The sequence below is a fragment of the Bifidobacterium choloepi genome (genome assembly GCF_010667615.1).
GTDB lineage: Bacteria > Actinomycetota > Actinomycetes > Actinomycetales > Bifidobacteriaceae > Bifidobacterium > Bifidobacterium choloepi.
The window spans coordinates 21,870-41,370 of record NZ_VYSG01000002.1; the positions used below are offsets into that span (position 1 = coordinate 21,870).

General features: G+C 67.1%; 14 protein-coding genes and 2 pseudogenes. 12 read left to right on the top strand and 4 right to left on the bottom strand.

The features are described 5' to 3' along the window. The first annotated feature begins 151 nt into the window (after positions 1-151). From hisD to F6S87_RS05370, 9 genes and pseudogenes are all read left to right on the top strand, one after another. A complete protein-coding gene (gene hisD / locus F6S87_RS05335; protein WP_163227634.1) occupies positions 152-1,552 on the top strand; it encodes a histidinol dehydrogenase in 1,401 nt (466 codons plus the stop codon). Next, positions 1,549-2,718, top strand: a complete 1,170-nt coding sequence (locus tag F6S87_RS05340; protein ID WP_163227635.1) for a histidinol-phosphate transaminase — start codon at positions 1,549-1,551, stop codon at positions 2,716-2,718. Before hisD ends, F6S87_RS05340 begins: the two co-directional genes overlap by 4 nt. Before the next feature lie 105 nt (positions 2,719-2,823). Continuing rightward, positions 2,824-3,423, top strand: coding sequence for an imidazoleglycerol-phosphate dehydratase HisB (gene hisB / locus F6S87_RS05345; RefSeq protein ID WP_163227636.1), 600 nt, complete (start codon positions 2,824-2,826; stop codon positions 3,421-3,423). 24 nt (positions 3,424-3,447) lie between these two features. Next, the gene (locus F6S87_RS08620) at positions 3,448-4,242 is read left to right on the top strand and encodes a hypothetical protein (protein ID WP_196779130.1); all 795 of its coding nucleotides are present in this window, start codon (positions 3,448-3,450) and stop codon (positions 4,240-4,242) included. Between the two features lie 147 nt (positions 4,243-4,389). After that, positions 4,390-4,843, top strand: a pseudogene (gene hisH, locus F6S87_RS05355) (imidazole glycerol phosphate synthase subunit HisH); the annotation flags it as partial. 92 nt (positions 4,844-4,935) lie between these two features. Further along, positions 4,936-5,079, top strand: a pseudogene (locus tag F6S87_RS08960) (imidazole glycerol phosphate synthase subunit HisH); the annotation flags it as partial. A 17-nt stretch (positions 5,080-5,096) separates the two neighbouring features. After that, positions 5,097-5,825, top strand: coding sequence for a bifunctional 1-(5-phosphoribosyl)-5-((5-phosphoribosylamino)methylideneamino)imidazole-4-carboxamide isomerase/phosphoribosylanthranilate isomerase PriA (priA, locus tag F6S87_RS05360; protein ID WP_163227638.1), 729 nt, complete (start codon positions 5,097-5,099; stop codon positions 5,823-5,825). Positions 5,826-5,911: 86 nt separating this feature from the next. Then, on the top strand, positions 5,912-7,249 hold the full coding sequence (gene glnA, locus F6S87_RS05365) for a type I glutamate--ammonia ligase (RefSeq protein WP_163227639.1): 1,338 nt from the start codon (positions 5,912-5,914) through the stop codon (positions 7,247-7,249). A 245-nt stretch (positions 7,250-7,494) separates the two neighbouring features. Next, entirely contained in the window at positions 7,495-8,424 is a 930-nt protein-coding gene (locus tag F6S87_RS05370; RefSeq protein WP_231129411.1) for a hemagglutinin, read from the top strand. Positions 8,425-8,460: 36 nt separating this feature from the next. Here F6S87_RS05370 and hrpA read toward each other — a convergent pair whose 3' ends face one another. The 3 genes from hrpA to F6S87_RS05385 form a co-directional block, all read right to left on the bottom strand. Then, positions 8,461-12,588, bottom strand: coding sequence for an ATP-dependent RNA helicase HrpA (hrpA, locus tag F6S87_RS05375; protein ID WP_163227640.1), 4,128 nt, complete (start codon positions 12,586-12,588; stop codon positions 8,461-8,463). A 180-nt stretch (positions 12,589-12,768) separates the two neighbouring features. After that, positions 12,769-13,386: a class I SAM-dependent methyltransferase gene (locus tag F6S87_RS05380; protein WP_231129397.1), complete on the bottom strand. Its 618-nt coding sequence runs from the start codon at positions 13,384-13,386 to the stop codon at positions 12,769-12,771. 431 nt (positions 13,387-13,817) lie between these two features. Further along, positions 13,818-14,213 carry an endonuclease domain-containing protein gene (locus tag F6S87_RS05385; RefSeq protein WP_196779131.1) on the bottom strand — a complete coding sequence of 132 codons (396 nt, stop codon included), beginning with the start codon at positions 14,211-14,213 and terminating at the stop codon, positions 13,818-13,820. Positions 14,214-14,727: 514 nt separating this feature from the next. Here F6S87_RS05385 and hflX point away from each other — a divergent pair. The 3 genes from hflX to F6S87_RS05400 all read left to right on the top strand — a co-directional run bounded on the left by hflX (position 14,728) and on the right by F6S87_RS05400 (position 18,580). Further along, positions 14,728-16,257 carry a GTPase HflX gene (hflX, locus tag F6S87_RS05390; protein ID WP_163227642.1) on the top strand — a complete coding sequence of 510 codons (1,530 nt, stop codon included), beginning with the start codon at positions 14,728-14,730 and terminating at the stop codon, positions 16,255-16,257. Between the two features lie 341 nt (positions 16,258-16,598). Next, complete coding sequence (locus F6S87_RS05395; RefSeq protein WP_163227643.1) at positions 16,599-17,561, top strand: L-lactate dehydrogenase; 963 nt, start codon at positions 16,599-16,601, stop codon at positions 17,559-17,561. A 77-nt stretch (positions 17,562-17,638) separates the two neighbouring features. Next, entirely contained in the window at positions 17,639-18,580 is a 942-nt protein-coding gene (locus tag F6S87_RS05400; protein WP_163227644.1) for a cation diffusion facilitator family transporter, read from the top strand. Positions 18,581-18,662: 82 nt separating this feature from the next. On the opposite strand, the gene lexA is transcribed toward F6S87_RS05400, so the two are convergent. Next, on the bottom strand, positions 18,663-19,307 hold the full coding sequence (gene lexA, locus F6S87_RS05405; protein ID WP_407925111.1) for a transcriptional repressor LexA: 645 nt from the start codon (positions 19,305-19,307) through the stop codon (positions 18,663-18,665). Between the last annotated feature and the right edge of the window lie 194 nt (positions 19,308-19,501).

The following is a 19,501-nucleotide window of genomic DNA, read 5'->3' on the forward strand; positions in this document are numbered from 1 at the left end:
TCGGCTCCCCGGAAGGGAGCCGAGGATACGTAGATCGGGGGAATCGTGCACGATTCCCCCGAAACGGGGTGCGACGCGACAATATCTCACGATGTGACTGATGTGAGGAACATGTGAAGCGATCGGCGTCGGGGGTTGCTACCATGTGGCTATGAGCGAAGAAAACTACATGCGAATCATTGATCTGCGCGGACGCAAGCTCAGCCGGGCCGAAATGCTCGAGGCGATGCCCCGCGCCGAAATGGGCACGAACGAGGCCAGCGAACTCGTCATCCCGATCCTCGAGAACGTCAAGCAGCATGGCGCCGCGGCCCTGCGCGACTACGAGGAGCAGTTCGATCACATCCACGTCGAGAATCTTCGCGTGCCGGTCGAGGCCATCCAGGCCGCCGTCGACGAGCTCGACCCCGAAGTGCGCGAGGCCATCGAGGAATCGGTGCGCCGCGCCCGCGCCGTCGCGGCGTCGCAGGTGCCCGAAGACTTTTACACCGACCTGGGCGACGGTGCCCGCGTCGCGGAGAAGTGGATCCCGATCCAGCGCGTCGGCCTGTACGTGCCGGGCGGCAAGGCCGTCTACCCGTCGTCCGTCATCATGAACGTCGTGCCGGCGCAGGCGGCCGGCGTCGAGTCGTTGGCGATTGCCACGCCGCCGAGCAAGGCGACAAACGACGGCCTGCCGGACAAGACGATTCTCGCGACCTGCGCCATCCTCGGCGTCGACGAGGTGTACGCCGTCGGCGGCGCCCAGGCCGTCGCGATGTTCGCCTACGGCGCCAGGGGCACCGAGCCGCAGGACGGCGAGATCCTGTGCGAGCCGGTCGACAAGATCACCGGCCCCGGCAACATCTTCGTCGCCACGGCCAAGGGCCTCGTCTCCGGCATCGTCGGCATCGACGCCGTCGCCGGACCGACCGAGATCGCCATCATCGCCGACGACACGGCGAACCCCGGCTGGGTGGCCGCCGACCTGATCGGCCAGGCCGAGCACGACGAGCTCGCCGGCTCCGTCCTCATCACGTCGTCCGAACGCCTCGCCGACGCCGTCCAGCAAGAACTCGATGCCCGCGTGCCGCGCACCGAGCACGCCGAGCGCGTCGAGACGAGCCTCAGGGGCCGCCAGTCCGGCATCATCCTGACCGACGATCTCGCCCAGTCGATCGACGCCGCGAACGCCTACGCCGCCGAGCACCTCGAGGTGCAGACGGAAGATCCCGACGCCGTCATCGCGCGGATCCGCAACGCCGGCGCCATCTTCCGCGGCAACTACTCGCCGGTCCCGCTCGGCGACTACATGTCCGGCTCGAATCACGTGCTGCCGACGTCCGGCACCGCCCGCTTCGCGTCCGGTCTCGGCGTTCACACGTTCATGAAGCCCGTCGAGATCATCGAGTACGACGAGCCGGGCCTGAAGGAAATCGCCGCGCGCATCAACGCGTTCGCCGTCTCCGAGGACCTGCCGGCGCACGGCGAGTCGGTCCTGAGCCGCTTCATCGACGACCCGTACGACAAGGAGACGATCGCCGTCCGGGAAACGGAAGCCGGCCTGCGATGAGCGAAAATGCAGGAACGATTCCCGCGTCGCTGCCGCTGCGCAACGACCTGATCGGCGAGGAGCCCTATGGCGCGCCGCAGCTCGACGTTCCCGTCTGCCTCAACGTCAACGAGAACCCGTACGCGCCGCGCCAGGACGTCGTCGACTCGATCGCCCGGCGCGTGGCCGAGATCGCCCCGACGCTCAACCGCTACCCGGACCGCGAGCACGTCGAGCTGCGCGAGGCGTTCGTGCGCTATCTCGAACGCGAATCCGGCGCGAAGCTGTCCGTCGACAACGTCTGGGGCGCCAACGGCTCGAACGAGATCATGCTCCAGCTGTTCATGGCGTTCGGTGGCCCGGGCCGCACGGCGCTGTCGGCGGACCCGACGTACTCGATGTATCCCGAGTACGCCCGCGACACGTTCACCGGCTGGCAGCTCGCGCACCGCAACGCCGACTTCACGATCGACATGGCCGCGCTGAAGGAACAGATCGCGACGATCCGTCCCGCGATGGTCATCCTGACATCGCCGAACAACCCGACCGGCACGCCGCTCGACATGGCCGAGCTCAGGGACATCCTCGAGTTCTGCGAGACCGTCGACGTCGCCAACGCGGGGGAGGGCGTCCACCCGGTCGTCGTCATCGACGAGGCCTACATCGAGTTCCGCGACCCCGGCACGCCGTCGGCCGTCACGCTGATCGGCGACCACGACCATCTCGCCGTCTCGCGCACGATGAGCAAGGCGTTCGCGTTCGCCGGCGCCCGCGTCGGCTACGTCGCGGCGAGCCCCGGCATCGTCGACTGCATGAGGATCGTGCGCATGCCGTACCATTTGTCCGCCGTCACGCAGGCCGCCGCGCTGGCCGCGTTCGACCACACCGACGAGCAGCTCGCCGAGGTCGACCACCTGCGCCGCACCCGCGAGGAAACGGCCGACTGGCTGCGCAAGCAGACCTACGCCGGCCAGCCGCTCGAGGTAGCGCCGAGCCAGTCGAACTTCCTGCTGTTCGGCGGCCACTTCGACAAGCGCGACGAGATCTTCGCCGAAATGCTCAGTCGAGGCGTCCTGATCCGCGTCGTCGGCCCCGCCGGCTGGCTGCGCGTCTGCATGGGCACCGACGATGAAATGGCCCGCTTCCGCGAGGCCCTCGTCGAGAGCATGCGGGCCGTCGAAAGCTGAGTTCCCCGCACACGCCCGAAATACTTGGGCTATATTGTGAGCGGAAGTATCGTTCACAGTGAACGAATATCGTCCGACAGGACAGGCAGAGCAAAGGAGCGACGGATGGCAAGGACGGCGACGATTGTCCGCGAGACGAGCGAGTCGTCGGTCGAGCTGAGTCTCGACCTCGACGGCACCGGCAAGACCGACATCGACACGAGCGTGCCGTTTTTCAACCACATGATGACGGCGCTCGGCAAGCATTCGCTGATCGACCTGACCATCCGTGCGCACGGCGACACCGACATCGACGCCCACCACACCGTCGAGGACACGGCGATCGTCTTCGGCGAGGCGCTCAAGCTCGCCCTCGGCGACAAGCGCGGCATCCGCAGGTTCGCCGACGCGACCGTCCCGCTCGACGAGGCGCTCGCGAAGGCCGTCGTCGACGTGTCCGGCCGGCCGTACTGCGTCTGCAGCGGCGAGCCGGAAGGATTCCAGTACTGCATGATCGGCGGCCACTTCACCGGCTCGCTGGTCCGCCACGTCATGGAGTCGATCGCGTTCCACGCCGAAATCTGCCTGCACATGCACGTCATCGCCGGCCGCGATCCGCACCACATCGCCGAGGCCGAGTTCAAGGCACTCGCCCGGGCGCTCAGGTTCGCGATCGAGCCGGATCCTCGCGTCGACGGTATTCCGAGCACGAAGGGCGCGCTCTGAACACGGAGGGGACTGGCTACAACCATGGCTGAACACAACACGACCGGCAACGACGATCTCGACGGCGCCGGCGACGACTTTCACTTCGACGACGACGACCTCGAGGCGGCGCTCGCCGACTTCGAGAAGGAATTTTCCGGCGACGATTCGTCCGCCGATGCCGGTGACGAGAAGTTTCCGGAAACCGACGCGGCCCGCGCCCGCGACGCCGAAGTCAGCGCGATGAACAACAGCGGTGATGGCGACATGCCATCCGGCGGAGACATGGCCGGCGACGACGAGGACGAATCGTTGCCGTCCGTCGCCGACGAGGCGCAGGAAGCCGCCGACTTCGAGGACGAACTGCAGGGCCTGCTCGGCAACAAGGCGAAGGCCGCCGTGCTCATCACGCGACTCAACTCGGCCGAGCTGCTCGCCGCGTTCTGCCACCTCGCCGACATCTCGGCTGTCTGCCTGCCGAGCGCGCAGGGCGCCGTCGCCGTGCTGCGCAACCTCGACGGCGACTCGCCCGAGGCGGCCGCCAAGGACCTGACGCGCGTCGTCTCCGGACTCGGCGTCGTCCTCGCCGTCAACCGCGCCGACAAGCTCGAGGCGACGCTGTACCTGAGCGGCGAGGCCGGTCAGGGCTTCGCGCCGCCGATCCTGTTCACGTCGACGGCCCCGTTCGTCGAGGACCTGCTGCTCGGCATCTCGACGGTGACGCAGGTCGAGGAAACCGGCGTGCACGGCGAGGACACCGGCAAGCTCTCGTCGAAGCAGGCGTACGACATCATCTCGAAATACCTGAACAACGGGGCGTCCGGCAACCCGGTCTGGTGACCGTCATCCGTCCGGTTCCGGACTCCGGTTGCGCCGGGACTCCGGTTCCGTCGCCGGATCCCGGCAGGCATGCGGACGGATGAATCGTCCACCATTGTTCTTCTTCCGGCCGCCGGCCGGACCGTCCATCCAGGAGGCAACGCAACGATGACCGCAGTAACGGTGTTCGACTACGGATTCGGCAATGTCAGGTCGATGGTGCGCGCGCTCGCGAACCTCGGCCTCGACGTCACGCTGACGAGCGACTACCGCACGTCGCTCGAGGCCGACGGCCTCGTCGTCCCCGGCGTTGGCGCGTTCGGCGCCTGCATGACCGGGCTCAAGGCCGTCGGCGGCGACCGCGTCATCCTCGACCGGCTGCGCGCCGGCCGGCCGGTGCTCGGCGTGTGCGTCGGCCAGCAGATCATGTTCGACGCCGGTCACGAGCACGGCGTCGAGACGGCCGGACTCGGCCTGATCGGCGGCGACGTCGTCCGGCTCGACGCGCCGGTCGTTCCGCACATGGGCTGGGACACCGTCGACGCGCCGGAAGGCAGCGTGCTGCTGCGCGGCGTCGAGGACGAACGCTTCTACTTCGTCCACTCCTACGCCGCCGCCGACGTCGTGCCGAAGGCCGCCATCGACTACGACGGCTCGAGTTTCGAGCTGGCGCCGCTGCCGACGGTGAACGATGCGCACGACGGTCCGGCGCCCGAGAAGGTGACGTGGTGCACGTACGGCAACTCGACGTTCGTCGCCGCCTACGAACGCGGCCCGCTGTTCGCCACCCAGTTCCACCCCGAAAAGAGCGCCCGGGCCGGCGCGAAGCTGCTGCAAAACTGGGTGGACGTCCTGTAAACGACAAGGAGAAAACAATGGCACTCACGCTGCTGCCCGCCGTCGACGTGCGCGACGGCAAGGCCGTTCGCCTGCGCAAGGGCGAATCCGGTTCCGAGACCGACTACGGCTCCCCGCTCGATGCCGCCCGCACGTGGGCCGAGCTTGGCGCCGAATGGATCCACCTCGTCGACCTTGACGCGGCATTCGGCACCGGCGACAACCGCGCGCTGCTCACCGACATCGTCGCCGAGCTCGGCGACCGCGTCAAGATCGAGCTGTCCGGCGGCATCCGCGACGACGCGTCGCTCGACGCGGCGATCGCCGCCGGCGCGGCGCGCGTCAACATCGGCACGGCCGCGCTCGAGAACCCCGACTGGACGCGCGAGGCGATCGCGAAGCACGGCGACAAGGTCGCCGTCGGCCTCGACGTGCGCGGCCACACGCTGGCCGCCCGCGGCTGGACGAAGGATGGCGGCGACCTGTTCGAGACGATGGCGATGCTCGACGACGCCGGCTGCTCGCGCTACGTCGTCACCGACGTCAACCGCGACGGCATGATGAGCGGCCCGAACATCACGCTGCTGCGCGAGGTCGCCGAACGCACGACCGCCAGGGTGACGGCCTCCGGCGGCATCTCGAAGCTGCAGGACCTGATCGACATCCGGGACGATACCCCGCTCAACGTCGACGCCGCGATCCTCGGCAAGTCCCTCTACGCCGGCGCCTTCACGCTCCCCGAAGCCCTCGGGATCGCGGGGGAGTAGGGCCCCGGTCACCGGCAGGCACGGGACGGCATGCATGGCGGCATGTTAACGACGGCTGTAACATCTCTCTGGAACGATTGGGGGTTATGGACAAACAGCAAGAGTTCGTGCTCCGGACGGTCGAGGAGCGCGACGTTCGATTCATCCGACTGTGGTTCACCGACGTGCTGGGCACGCTCAAGTCGGTCGCGATCGCGCCTGCGGAGCTGGAGGCGGCGTTCGAGGAGGGGATCGGCTTCGACGGGTCCGCCATCGAGGGCATGACCCGCGTGTCCGAGGACGACATGATTGTCAAGCCGGATCCGTCCACGTTCCAGATCCTGCCGTGGCGCGGCGGCCCGCAGGGTACCGCCCGCATGTTCTGCGACATCCTGACGCCCGACGGCGAGCCGTCGCTCGCCGATCCGCGCCATGTCATGAAGAGCGCGCTGGCCCGCGCGAAGGACCGCGGCTTCACGTTCTACGTGCATCCCGAAATCGAGTTCTACCTGTTCGAGAAACAGGAGGACTGGTCCAAGGCGCCGACGCCGATCGACGACGGCGGCTATTTCGACCACGTCCCGCGTTCCCCGGGGATGGACTTCCGCCGCGCGACCGTCAACATGCTCGAGCAGATGGGCATCTCGGTCGAGTACTCGCACCACGAGGGCGGCCCCGGCCAGAACGAGATCGACCTGCGCTACGCCGACGCGCTGACGATCGCCGACAACATCATGACGTTCCGCACTGTCGTCAAGGAAATCTCGCTCGAGCGCGGCATCCACGCGAGCTTCATGCCCAAGCCCCTGGCCGACGCGCCGGGTTCCGGCATGCACACGCACCTGAGCCTGTTCGAGGGCGACGCCAACGCGTTCTACGAGGCCGGCCAGGAGTTCAACATGTCGCTGACGGCCCGCCAGTTCGCCGCCGGCATCCTGTACCACGCCGCAGAAATCTCGGCCATCACCGACCAGTACGTCAATTCGTACAAGCGCCTGTGGGGCGGCAACGAGGCGCCGAGCTACATCTGCTGGGGCCACAACAACCGTTCCGCGCTGCTGCGCATCCCGCAGTACAAGCCGGGCAAGGGCAACTCGGCCAGGATCGAATACCGCGCGCTCGACTCGGTCTGCAACCCGTACCTCGCCTACTCGGTGCTGCTGGCCGCCGGCCTCGACGGCATCGAGCAGAAGATGACGCTCGGCGAGCCGACGTCCGACGACGTCTGGGAGCTCACCGACGAGGAGCGCCAGGCGATGGGCATCCAGCCGCTGCCGGAATCGCTCGACGAGGCCGTCAAGATCATGGAGAAGTCCGACTTCGTCGCCGGCGTCCTCGGCGAGCACGTCTTCGACTACTTCATCCGCAACAAGCGCCGGGAGTGGCAGGAATACCGCAGCCAGGTCACGCCGTTCGAGCTGAAGAAGTACCTTTCGAAGCTGTGAGGCGGTTGTCCGGACGATTCTTTCCGACATGTCACGAATCCGGGTCCCGGGGCCCGGATTCGTGACATCCGGGACGGGCACCTTCGGGACGGCACGGTAGACTGGTGCGCGTGAGCAGGCAGTCCAGGAATTCGTCGTCGCCGTCCAGCGGGAAGAACACGGGCGGCAAGACGACGCGGAAATCGTACGCAACAACGAAGCCGCGGGGCGGTGCGAAGGGCGCCGGGTCGCGGCCGAAAGTCAGGATGGCGACGAAGGCGAGCCATCACGGCAAGGGCGGCAACGGCGGCCGCAAGCACAATCCGATCAAGTGGTACGGCCGCACGTTTGCGGCGGCGGATGCGCGCAAGCGCACCGGCATGCTGTTCGTGACGGCGGTCGTCGCGCTCGTCGTCGTCGCGCTGATCGTCGCCCTCGTCAACTTCCTGTCGTACCAGGTCGACGTCCAGCAGGCCAAGCACAAGCAGGACCAGCTCGCCGAACTCTACGATTTCAACCCCGGCGACATCATTTCCGACGACCAGTTCTTCAATGGCTCGGCGATGAACGAACAGCAGATCCAGTCGTTCCTCGACGACGAGGGGGCGAACTGCACCGGCGACAACTGCCTGGCCACGAAGACGTTCGACGTGACCGACAAGGCCGCCACCGACTACTGCTCCGCCTACGACGCCGACGACAGCGGCAAGGAAACGGCGGCGACGATCATCTACAAGACGGCGCAGGCCTGCTCGGTCTCGCCGAAGGTGCTGCTGACGATGCTCCAGAAGGAGCAGAACCTCGTCACGGCCACCGACCCGACCGACTTCCAGTTCGAGGCCGCGATGGGCCTGTCGTGCCCGGACACCGACGACTGCGACCCCGAGTACGCCGGCTTCTTCAACCAGGTGTACGGCTCGGCGAGCCGCTACCAGTACTACGTCGCCAACGAGTCGCAGTACGGCTACTCGGAACACGACCTCAACTACATCCAGTACAATCCCGACGCGAGCTGTGGCGGCTCGGAAGTGTACATCGAGAACAAGGCGACGGCGCTGCTATACATCTACACGCCGTACCAGCCGAACATCGCCGCCCTCGAGGCCGGAGCCGGCGAGGGCGACAGCTGTTCGACCTACGGCAACCGCAACTTCTCGCTGATCTACGAGGGGTGGTTCGGCGACCCGAGGACGTGACGCCTGGCTGTCGCCGGCACGCGAGGGGCTGGACGATTACTTCAGCGCCTTCGTGATGCGCTGGATGCTGACCGGGATCGGCGTGCCGAGTTCCTGCGCCCACAGGCTCACGTAGAACTCCTCGAGCATCCAGCGGGCATGCTCGGCCTTCGCCATCGCGGCGTCGCGCACCGGACCGGCCGGCTTGAGCTTCGCGTTCGACAGCGCCTTGTCGACGAGCTGCTTCGCCTCGTCGGCCTGCCACGCCCAGCGCACGTCGCGCTGCCGGTCGGCCTTTGCCTTTTGCAGGCGCATCAGGTCGGCGTGCAGGTAGCGGTCGAGGTACTGCAGCTGCACCGGCGGCGTGGCGCCAATGAAGCCCGGGTAGACGAGCGTGGCGATGTGCTCGCGGATCGACTGCAGCACCGACAGCAGCGGCAGGTCGGCCTTGCCGGAGACGGCGCGGTCGACGTCGGCGTGGCGCTTCAGGACACCGATGACGTCGCGGGCGACATCGTAGACGGTGTCCTCGTAGATTTCGGCCACGCCGGCGACGGCCTCGGTCAGCTGTTCGTCGGTTTCCAGCTTCGCGATGTCGGGCAGCAGCCGCTTGACGGCGGCGAGCTGCAGGTCGTCGACGAGCAGCGCCGTAGACTTGTACGGCGCGGAGGCCAGCATCAGCGCCTCGGCGCCGAGCCAGCGCGACGAGACGCGTTCGGCGGGCAGCTTCAGCTGGTCGAGCGCGGCCTTCCACAGCATTGTCTCGCGGCTCTCGGCGGACGCGCCGGCCTTGACGAGCAGGTTCGCCTCGGTGACCTTGCGGCCTTCTCCGGCGGCCTGCGAAGCCTTGCGGTTGATGACCTTGCGGGCGGATTCGGTGGCCTGCGCCTGGAACTTGCGCTGTAGTTCGGCCAGCGACTTCGAGCGGCCGAGCACGTTGACGGCATGCGGGTCGTTGCGCCGGCGGCCGTGGCGTCCGCGACCGCCGTTCTTCGGCGCCGGCTTCGGCTGCTCGACGACGAACGTCATGCGCAGGTACGGGGCGAGCTTGTCGAACAGGCCCTCGAGATCCTCGGGATGAATCGTCGCGCCGACCGTCGCGATGGCGGCCTGCGTGAACGCGTGGGCGAGGTCGGGCCAGCCGGCGCCCGCCGTCGGCGCGCCGGTCGTGACGAGTTCGCTGTCGGCGGCGACGGCCGGATGCTCCGGCGTGCCGGAGCCCGGCGACGCGACGACGCGCTCGCCGATCCACTGGCGGATGCGGCGGGCGGTGTCCGGCGCCGGCACGAACTGCACGCGCAGCGCCTTCGGCAGCGCCTTGATCAGCGCGACGATGAGCTCGTCGCGCAGGCCGGGCACATTCCACGTGAATTCGGCGGGGGAGAGGCGGTTGAGCACCGACAGCGGCACGTGGACCGTCACGCCGTCGTTCTCGTCGGTCGTGTCATAGATGTAGCTCAGCCGCAGGCTGACCGGCTGGCCGTCGGTGCCGACGGTGTTCCAGTGGTCGGGGAAGTCGGCGAGGCTGACCGACTCGGTCTCGGCGAGCCGCTCGACCTGCGCCGGGTCGAAGTCGAGCAGCGCCGGATCGTCGGCGCGCGCCGTCTTCCACCATTTCGCGAGGTCGGCGACGCAGGTGACGTCGGCGGGCAGCACATGGTTGTAGAAATCGTACAGGTCCTCGTCGGTGACGGTCGCCGCCGCCTGACGGGTGCGGTTCATGTCGTCGGCGGCGTCTTCCAGCACGGCACGATTCTTCCCGACGAAATCGTCGTACGGGAATCGCTCGACGATGTCGCCGTCGACGAGACCCTGCCGGATGAGCAGGTCGCGCGCCTCCATCGGGTTGATGCGGCCCCACTGCACGGCGCGGTTCTCGACGATCGGCAAGCCATAGAGCAGCACCTTCGCCTCGGCGACGGCGGAACCGCGCGACGCCGACCAGTGCGGATTCGCGTACGTGGTCCGGGTCAGGTTGCCGGCGAGCTTCTCGGCCCACGCCGGGTTGATCGCGGCGCAGTAGCGTGCCCACAGGCGGCTTGTCTCCACGAGTTCCGTCGACATGATCCACGCCGGCGTCTGCTTCGCCGTGGAAGAAGCGGGAAATATCGCGAAATGCATGCCGCGGGCGCCCTGGTACGTGTTCTTCGCCTGCTTCTGCGCGCGCTTCATCGCCTTGGCGCGCGCCGCGCCCTTGAGGTGCGCGTAGTCGGACGCCTTCGGTTCGCGCACGACCTGCATGCCCATCATCGACAGCAGGCCGGCCAGCATCGACTGGTGGATGCCGTCTGAATCCCAGCTACAGCACAGCGAGTGCGCGGCCTGCTGGTTGATCGGCAGGTCGTAGATTTCGCGGCCGGGACGGCAGGCCGGAATCGGGTCGCCGACCTTGAACTTGAGTTCGCGGCACAGCTCGCGCAGCTGCGAGACGAGATCCTTCCACTGTCTCATTCTGGGGAAATTGAGGTATTCGGTCTTGCACAGCTTGCGCAGCGCATGGTTGCTCATGTCGCCGTCGACGCCGAACGCCCGGTCCCACAGGTTCAGCGCCGACAGGAAGTCGGACGATTCGTCCGCATAGCGGTTGTGGATCCGGTCGGCCTCGTCGCGCACGTCGTCGGGCCGTTCGCGCGGATCCTGCAGGCTCAGGAACGCGCAGACGACGAGGACGGCGGCCAGCGTGTTCGGCGTCGTCGACTTCGCCGCCTCGATGATCATGCGGCCCAGGCGCACGTCGATCGGCAGCCGCGCCAGCTGGCGGCCGGTGTGCGTCAGCGTCATCTCGCCGCGCTTGCGGGAGATCGCCTTGAGCTCGGTCAGCTCGTTGACGCCGTCGGAGACGGCCTTGACGTCCGGCGGGTCGATGAAGCCGAAGTCGGTGACGTCGGCGACGGTGCGCGCGACGCCGACCGACAGCATGTGCAGGACGACGGCGCCGAGCGACGTGCGCAGGATCTCCGGCTCGGTGAACCGCGGCCGGGTCTCGTAGTCCTCGCGTGAATACAGGCGGATGCAGACGCCGTCGGCCACGCGGCCGCAGCGGCCGGCGCGCTGGTCGGCGCTCGCCTGCGAAATCGGCTCGATCGGCAGGCGCTGCACCTTCGCCGTCTTCGAATAGCGGGAGATGCGGGCCATGCCGGGGTCGACGACGTACCTGATCGACGGCACCGTCAGCGACGTCTCGGCGACGTTCGTCGCGATGACGATGCGCTGGTGGCCGTGCGGCTCGAAGACGCGGTGCTGGTCCTTCGCGGACAGCCTGGCGAACAGCGGCATGATCTCGATAGCGTCGGGACGGCGCATGTCGGCGGCGCGCGGACCGTAGTGGCGGCGCAGCGCGGCCTCGTATTCGTGGATGTCGCGCTCGCCGGACGCGAAGACGAGGATGTCGCGTGGACCGGTCACGTGCGCGGACAATGTCACGAGCTCGGCGCAGGCACGGGCGACGGCCGTCGGCATGTCGTCGACATCGGCGGACGAATCGTTCGAATTCGACGCGAGCAGCTCGTCGTAGCCGGCGTCGCCGGGGCGCAGGCCGTCGGAGAAGCCAGCGACGTGGTTGACGAGCGCCGGCGCCGAGCCGATCGGCTCGTAGGCGATCTGCACCGGATAGGTGCGGCCGGAAACCTCGATGACCGGCACCTTCTCGTGCAGCGCGTCGGCGAAGTGCTTCTGGAACTTGACCGAGTCGATCGTCGCCGACGTGATGATGAGCTTCAGGTCGCGGCGCAGCGGCAGCAGCGCCGTCAGGTAGCCGAGCAGGAAGTCGATGTTGAGGCTGCGTTCATGAGCCTCGTCGATGATGATCGTGTCGTAGCGCGACAGGTGCGGGTCGCGCTGGATCTGCGCGAGCAGGATGCCGTCGGTGACGACGCGCAGCCTGGTATTCGGCGACGATTCGTCCGTGAAGCGGACCTGGTAGCCGATTTCGTCGCCGAGCCGCACGCTCATTTCCTCGGCGATGCGCTCGGCGACAGTACGCGCGGCGAGCCTGCGCGGCTGCGTGTGCACGATCTGCCTGCCGTGCGTGCCGCGGCCCATTTCCAGCAGCATCTTCGGCAGCTGCGTCGTCTTGCCCGAGCCGGTCTGGCCCGAAATGATGACGACCTGATTGTGCTCGACCGCCTCGCGAATCTCCTCGCGCGCCGCCGACACCGGCAGTTCATCGGGATACAAAAATTGCATGTAAAACTGTTCTTTTCTTCACAAACGTAAACGGAAAAAATCCCCTGAAAGGGAATCAGTGGTACTCACCAAGACTTCGTCAGAGCGCAAAATGGACGAATCCCCTGGAAGGGGATCGGTGAGACGAGCGAAGCGACGTCGAACCGAGGGGTCGACGACGGTTCGTAACCCACCGCGAACCTACGCCCTCTCGACTTCGATGACCCTGTAGCCCTTCGAGCTCGCATACTTGCCGACGGCGTACTCGTCGCCGAGCTGGGCGGCGAGCCACTTGATCAGCGAGTCGGAGCCGAGGTTCTTCTGCACGACGAGGTACGCGACGCCGCCTTCGGGCCTGAGACGCGGCAGCCACGCCATCAGCAGGTCGTGCAGCGCGTCCTTGCCGATGCGGATCGGCGGGTTCGACCAGATGACGTCGAACTGGCGGTCGGCCGGCACGTCGGCGGCGGTGCCGGCGTGGACGTTCTTCACGTTGTTGAGTTCGGCGTTGCGGTTCGTCAGCTCGATCGCGCGCTCGTTGACGTCGACGGCCGTCACGTCGGCTTCCGGCGACTCGATGCCCATCGCCAGCGCGATCGGGCCCCAGCCGCAGCCGAGATCGAGGAACTCGCCGGCCGCCGGAAGCTGGGGCGCGTGGCGCAGCAGCACCTGCGTGCCGAGATCCACGCGGTCGCCGGAAAAGATGCCGTTGCTCGTCTCCACCTCGACCTCGTACCCGCGCACCGTGAACTCGTGCCGCTTGCGCACGTCCTTCGACGTCGGCTGCGCCGAGAAATACTGTTCGTTCTGTTCCGCCATCGTCCAAAATTCCTTATCGTGCGACGATTTATCCATATGACTTCCTCCCTCAGAGTCTAATCGGCGCGCAAGAAGAAGAGGAAGGGAACGGTTTTCTCGCGGAGGGCTGTCGCCCTCCACTCGGAAACCGGCGAACGCTTCGCGTTCGCGTCGACCCCTCGCCTCGCGGCTGCGCCGCTCGGCGATCCCCTTCCAGGGGATTGCCGATGAAGATCTTTGGAGGGGACCAGCCAAGTAAAACGTGGATCGCAGATACACGGGGCAGGAGCTCCCTGGAAGGGAGCTGCCGAGCGAAACACGGATCGCAAATACACGGACAGGAGCTCCCTGGAAGGGAGCTGCCGAGCGAAGCGAGGCTGAGGGTCGACGCGAACGCGAAGCGTTCGCCGGTCGCGAGTTGGAGGGCGTAGCCCTCCGGCGAGTGACCGTTTTCACAGACGGCCGCACCGCATCTCGACCATCCGCCGTATCCCGGAGCATACGCCCTCGAAGTTGTTGTCGATTTCGTTGTTGGGAATCCTGAGCACGACAATGCCCAGCTCGCCGAGTCGTTTCGTTCGTTCGTCGTCGTGACGGCGCTGGTCGTCGGTGTAGTGGCCGCCGCCGTCCAGTTCGACGACGAGCAACGCGCGTTCGCAGAAGAAGTCGACGATGTAGTCGAGGATCGGGCGCTGGCGGTTGAATCGTACCGGAAAATTGCGCAGGAAGTGGTACCACAGCTTGCATTCGTGCGGCGTCATGTCCCTGCGTAGCCGGCGCGCGAGCACGATGTGATCGCGGTTGAACGGAATGTACTGTCGACGCCGGCCCATGCTATTGCCTCCCATCCGTCTGTTTCTCGGGAACGATTCCACCGTAGAAACGACATGTCCGCCGTGACAAGGTGGCGGAGAAGTGTGGACGGATGGAAAGGCTTGCACTTTTGTGAACGGTTTTCTCGCGGAGGGCCGTCGCCCTCCACTCGAAAACCGGTGTTCGCTGACGCGAACACGTCGACCCTCAGCCTCGCTTCGCTCGGCAGCTCCCTTCCAGGGAGCTCCTGCCCGTGTATCTGCAATCCGTATTTCGCAGCTTCCTTCCGCGGAGTTCCTGCCCCGTGTATCCGCGATCCGTGCGCCGCGCACCGACCCGAATCCCCTGGAAGGGGATCGCCGAGCGGCGCAGCCGCGAGGCGAGGGGTCGACGCGAACGCGAAGCGTTCGCCGGTTTCCGAGTGGAGGGCGACAGCCCTCCGCGAGAAAACCGCTTGCTGTCGTTTCGTCTTCGTCGCGGGAATCGTTCGGGATCGGATGTTGTTATCGTGGACAGTATTTGTAGGTACACGGATCGAAAGGTTCATATTTGGCTCAGTTTGTGCAGATCGACCACGAGGATGACGAGGCGCGACTGACCGGCGTGCTGGCCGGGCAGTCGGATGTGCTGCTCGACGACGAGCAGGGGGAGCATGGCGACACGGCCGCCGGTCGCAATGGCGGATTCGCGGGCAGCCATGCCGGCGACGAGACGTGGGCGGAGCGCGAGGCGCGCAACGAATTGAAGCATGTCGCCGGTCTCGGCGAGCTCCAGGACGTCACCGAGGTCGAGTACCGCAAGGTCCGGCTCGAGCGCGTCGTGCTCGTCGGCGTCTGGTCGTCGCGCACGAGCACGGCGGCCGAGGCGGAGGAATCGTTGCGCGAGCTTGCCGCGCTGGCCGAGACCGCCGGCGCCGTCGTCACCGACGGCGTGCTGCAGCACCGCGCGAAGCCGGACGCCGCGACGTACGTCGGCTCCGGCAAGGCGAAGGAGATCGCCGACCTCGTCGCCGTCCACGAGGCCGACACGATCATCGTCGACGACGACCTGCCGCCGTCCCAGCGCCGCGCACTCGAGGACGCGACGAAGGTCAAGGTCGTCGACCGCACCGCCGTCATCCTCGACATCTTCGCGCAGCATGCGTCGTCGCGCGAGGGCAAGGCGCAGGTCGAGCTCGCGCAGCTGCAGTACATGCTGCCGCGCCTGCGCGGCTGGGGCGCGTCGCTGTCGCGCCAGGCCGGCGGCCGCGCGGCCGGCGCCGACGCCGGCATCGGCTCTCGCGGACCGGGCGAGACGAAGATCGAGATGGACCGCCGCGTCATCCGCAACCGGATCGCGAAGCTGCGTCGCCAGATCGCCGACATGGCGCCCGGCCGCGACATCAAGCGCGGCTCGCGTCGCCGCTTCGGCCTGCCGACCGTCGCCGTCGTCGGCTACACGAACGCCGGCAAGTCGTCGCTCACCAACCGCCTGACCGGCTCCGAAGAGCTCGTCGAGAACGCGCTGTTCGCGACGCTGGACACGGCCGTGCGCCGCTCCCGCGCGCACGACGGGCGCCTCTACGCCTATGTCGACACGGTCGGCTTCGTGCGTCGCCTGCCGACGCAGCTCGTCGAGGCGTTCAAGTCGACGCTCGAGGAAGTCGGCGAGGCCGACCTCATCGTCCACGTCGTCGACGGCTCGCACCCGGATCCGTTCGGCCAGATCGACGCCGTCAACGAAGTCCTCGGGACAATCGACGGCGTCGGCTCCATCCCGACCGTCCTCGTCTTCAACAAGGCCGACCTGATGGACGACGCCACGCGCGAGCGTCTCGCCGCGCTCGCGCCGGACGCGTTCGTCGTCTCGTCGGCGAGCGGCGAGGGCATTGACGGACTGCGCGCGAGGATCGAGGCGATGCTGCCCGACCCGGCCGTCCACGTCACCGCGCTGCTGCCGTACACGGCTGGCTCGCTCGTCTCCAGCATCCGCGAATACGGCCGCCTCGAGTCGATCGACTACCGCGACGACGGCATGGCCATCGAGGCCGCCGTCGACGACCGGCTTGCCGCGAAGGTGATGGATGCCGCCGTCGGCTGAGCCGGCCAAATGTGAAGTTCGTCATATCCGCCGGTCGGTGCGTCGGATGAATCGTTTCACCGAAAGGCAACCGGCCGGCCGCCGTAAACCGACGGTTTGCCGGCGAAAGAACGATTCGCGCGGCCGGGTCTACCCCCTGAGCGAAGGCGGACCGACAGGGCGCGGCGAGCCGAGGTAACGTCAAAGCAACTCATTAGAGTGACTGGTGAAATCCTTATTGATCCCGACGCTCCGACAGGCCGCGGCATGCCATGCCCTGCCGCCGGAACGGGAACGAACATGAGTTGCAGGACGGGCGCCACGAGCGACGGAGACTGCATTCCAGAGAGGTCGAACAGAACATGGCTAATTCTTCCATCAAGCCCACCAAGCTGGCTATTGTCGGCGCCGGCGCCGTCGGCTCCACGCTGGCGTTCGCCGCGGCCGAGCGTGGCATCGCCCGCGAAATTGTCCTCGAGGACATCGCCAAGGAACGCGTCGAGGCCGAGGTCCTCGACATGCAGCACGGCTCCTCGTTCTTCCCGACCGTCTCCATCGACGGCTCGGACGATCCGGAGATCTGCCGCGACGCCGACATGGTCGTCATCACGGCCGGCGCCCGCCAGAAGCCGGGCCAGTCCCGCCTCGACCTCGCCGGCGCGACGATCAACATCATGAAGTCGATCATCCCGAACCTCGTCAAGGTCGCCCCGAACGCCATCTACATGCTCATCACGAACCCGGTCGACGTCGTCACCCAGGTCTGCCTGAAGCTGTCCGGCATGCCGGCCACGCAGATGTTCGGCTCCGGCACCAACCTCGACTCCGCCCGCCTGCGCTTCCTGATCGCGCAGCAGACCGGCGTCAACGTCAAGAACGTCCACGCCTACATCGCCGGCGAGCACGGCGACTCCGAAGTCCCGCTGTGGGCCTCCGCCACGATCGGTGGCGTCCCGATGTGCGACTGGCAGCCGCTGCCGGGCCACGAGCCGCTCGACGCCGCCAAGCGCGAGGAGATCCACCAGGAAGTCAAGAACGCCGCCTACAAGATCATCAACGGCAAGGGCGCCACGAACTACGCCATCGCCATGTCCGGCGTCGACATCATCGAGTCGATCATGCACGACACCAACCGCATCCTGCCGGTCTCGTCGCTGCTCAACGACTTCCACGGCATCTCCGACGTGTGCATGTCGGTCCCGACGCTGCTCAACCGCAACGGCGTGAACTCCCGCATCAACACGCCGGTCTCCGACCGCGAGCTCGCCGCGCTGAAGCGCTCGGCCGAGACGCTGAAGGAAACCGCCGCGCAGTTCGGCTTCTGATCCGCCACGCAATAGGGTATCTTTGAAGTTCCTGCCAACCCCGTGTTGGCAGGGACTTTTGTCGTGAGGGGAGAAGAATGACGGGGCATGATCACCATCACCTCGGCGGCGCGAAGCCGGCGGAGGGACCAGGTCATCACACGAGGCTGCTCGTCACGCTCGGCCTGACGCTGACGATCTTCGTTGCCGAGGTCGTCGGCGCCGTCGTCACCGGCTCGCTCGCGCTGCTCGTCGACGCCGGCCACATGATGACCGACGTTTCGGTGCTGACGGCGTCGACGGTCACGGCGCTGCTGATGCGCCGCAAGCCGGACAAGTCGCGCACGTGGGGATGGGCGCGCCTCGAGATCGTCACGGCGGCGGCCGGCGGCCTGGTGCTGCTGTTCGTCGGCCTGTACGCGCTGCTCGAGGCCGGCATGCGCCTGTTCGGCGGCGGCGACGACGTCCACGACGTGCGGCTGCTGCTGTTCTTCGGCCTGCTCGGCCTCGCCGCCAACGTCGGCTCGATCTTCGTGCTGCGCTCGCAGTCCGGCGACAACATGAACATGCGTGCGGCGTTCCTGGAAGTGTGCAACGACGCGCTCGGCTCGGTCGCCGTCGTCGCGTCGGCCATTGTCATGATGACTACCGGCTGGGACGGCTTCGACGCGGTCGCCGGCGGCCTGATCGCGCTGCTGATGATCCCGCGGGCCGTGCGGCTCATCCGCGACGCGATGCGCGTGCTGCTCGAGGAGACACCGGACGGCCTCGATCTCGACGCCGTCCGCGAGCACCTGGCCCGCGTGCCGCACGTCGTCTCGGTGCACGACCTGCACGCCAGCACCGTGGCCACCGGCATGCCGATCCTTACTGCCCACATCGTCGTCGACCCGGGCCTGACGATGGAACAGGCCGGCCAGATTCTCCAGCAGCTGCAGGCCTGTCTGCGCGAGCATTTCCCGGTCTCGGTGCCGCACACCACCTTCCAGCTCGAACCTGCCGGATACACGAGCGAAAGCCGCCGGGAGATGCACAGCTAGGCAATGCTCCTTGCATGACGTTGTGCCCCGACTTCGGAAAAGCCGGGGCACAACTGCTTGGAACCGGGAATGGTACGTGTGATTACATCTTGCGCAGCACGGTGACGACCTTGCCCATGACCTGGGCGTAGGTGCCGTCGATCGGCGCGTAGTTCGGATTGTGGGGGATGAGCCAGACGTGGCCGTTTTCCTCGCGGAACGTCTTGACGGTCGCCTCGTCGCCGAGCAGGGCGGCGACGATGTCGCCGTTCTCGGCCGTGTGCTGCTCGCGGACGACGACGAAGTCGCCATCGCAGATGGCGGCGTCGATCATCGAGTCGCCGTGCACCTCGAGCATGAACAGGTTGCCGGTACCGGTCAGCCTCACCGGCAGGCGCATGACGTCCTCGACGTGCTGCTCGGCCGTGATCGGCACGCCGGCGGCGATTTCCCCGACGAGCGGGACATCCTGCGACATCTGGAACGCGTTGTCCTCGGACGTGAACGGCGCGACATTGACGACGGCGGGCCGTTCCTTGAGCCGCGGCTCGCGGATCTCGATGGCGCGGCCCTTGTTCGGGTCGCGGCGGATGTACCCCTTCTCCTCGAGCACGCGCAGCTGGTGCTGCACCGAACTCGTGCTCTTGAGGCCCGCGGCCTGGCCGATCTCGCGCAGCGACGGCGCGAAGCCGTGCTCGGCGGACAGCGTCCTGATCGCGTCCATGACCTTCTGCTGGCGCTCGGTCAGTCCGGAGGCCGGATTGGCATCCGGCGCGCCGGGCTGTGCGTCGGCCTGCGCGGCGGCCCGCTCGAGGATGACGTCGCCGGACTCGCGCTCCTGTGCTGTGCTGCTCATGTCGGTTCCTTTCAACTTCCCAACAGCATATCGCGAAACGCCGAGAATTTCAAACAGATGTTCGAATCGGGTTGACAGCATCGACC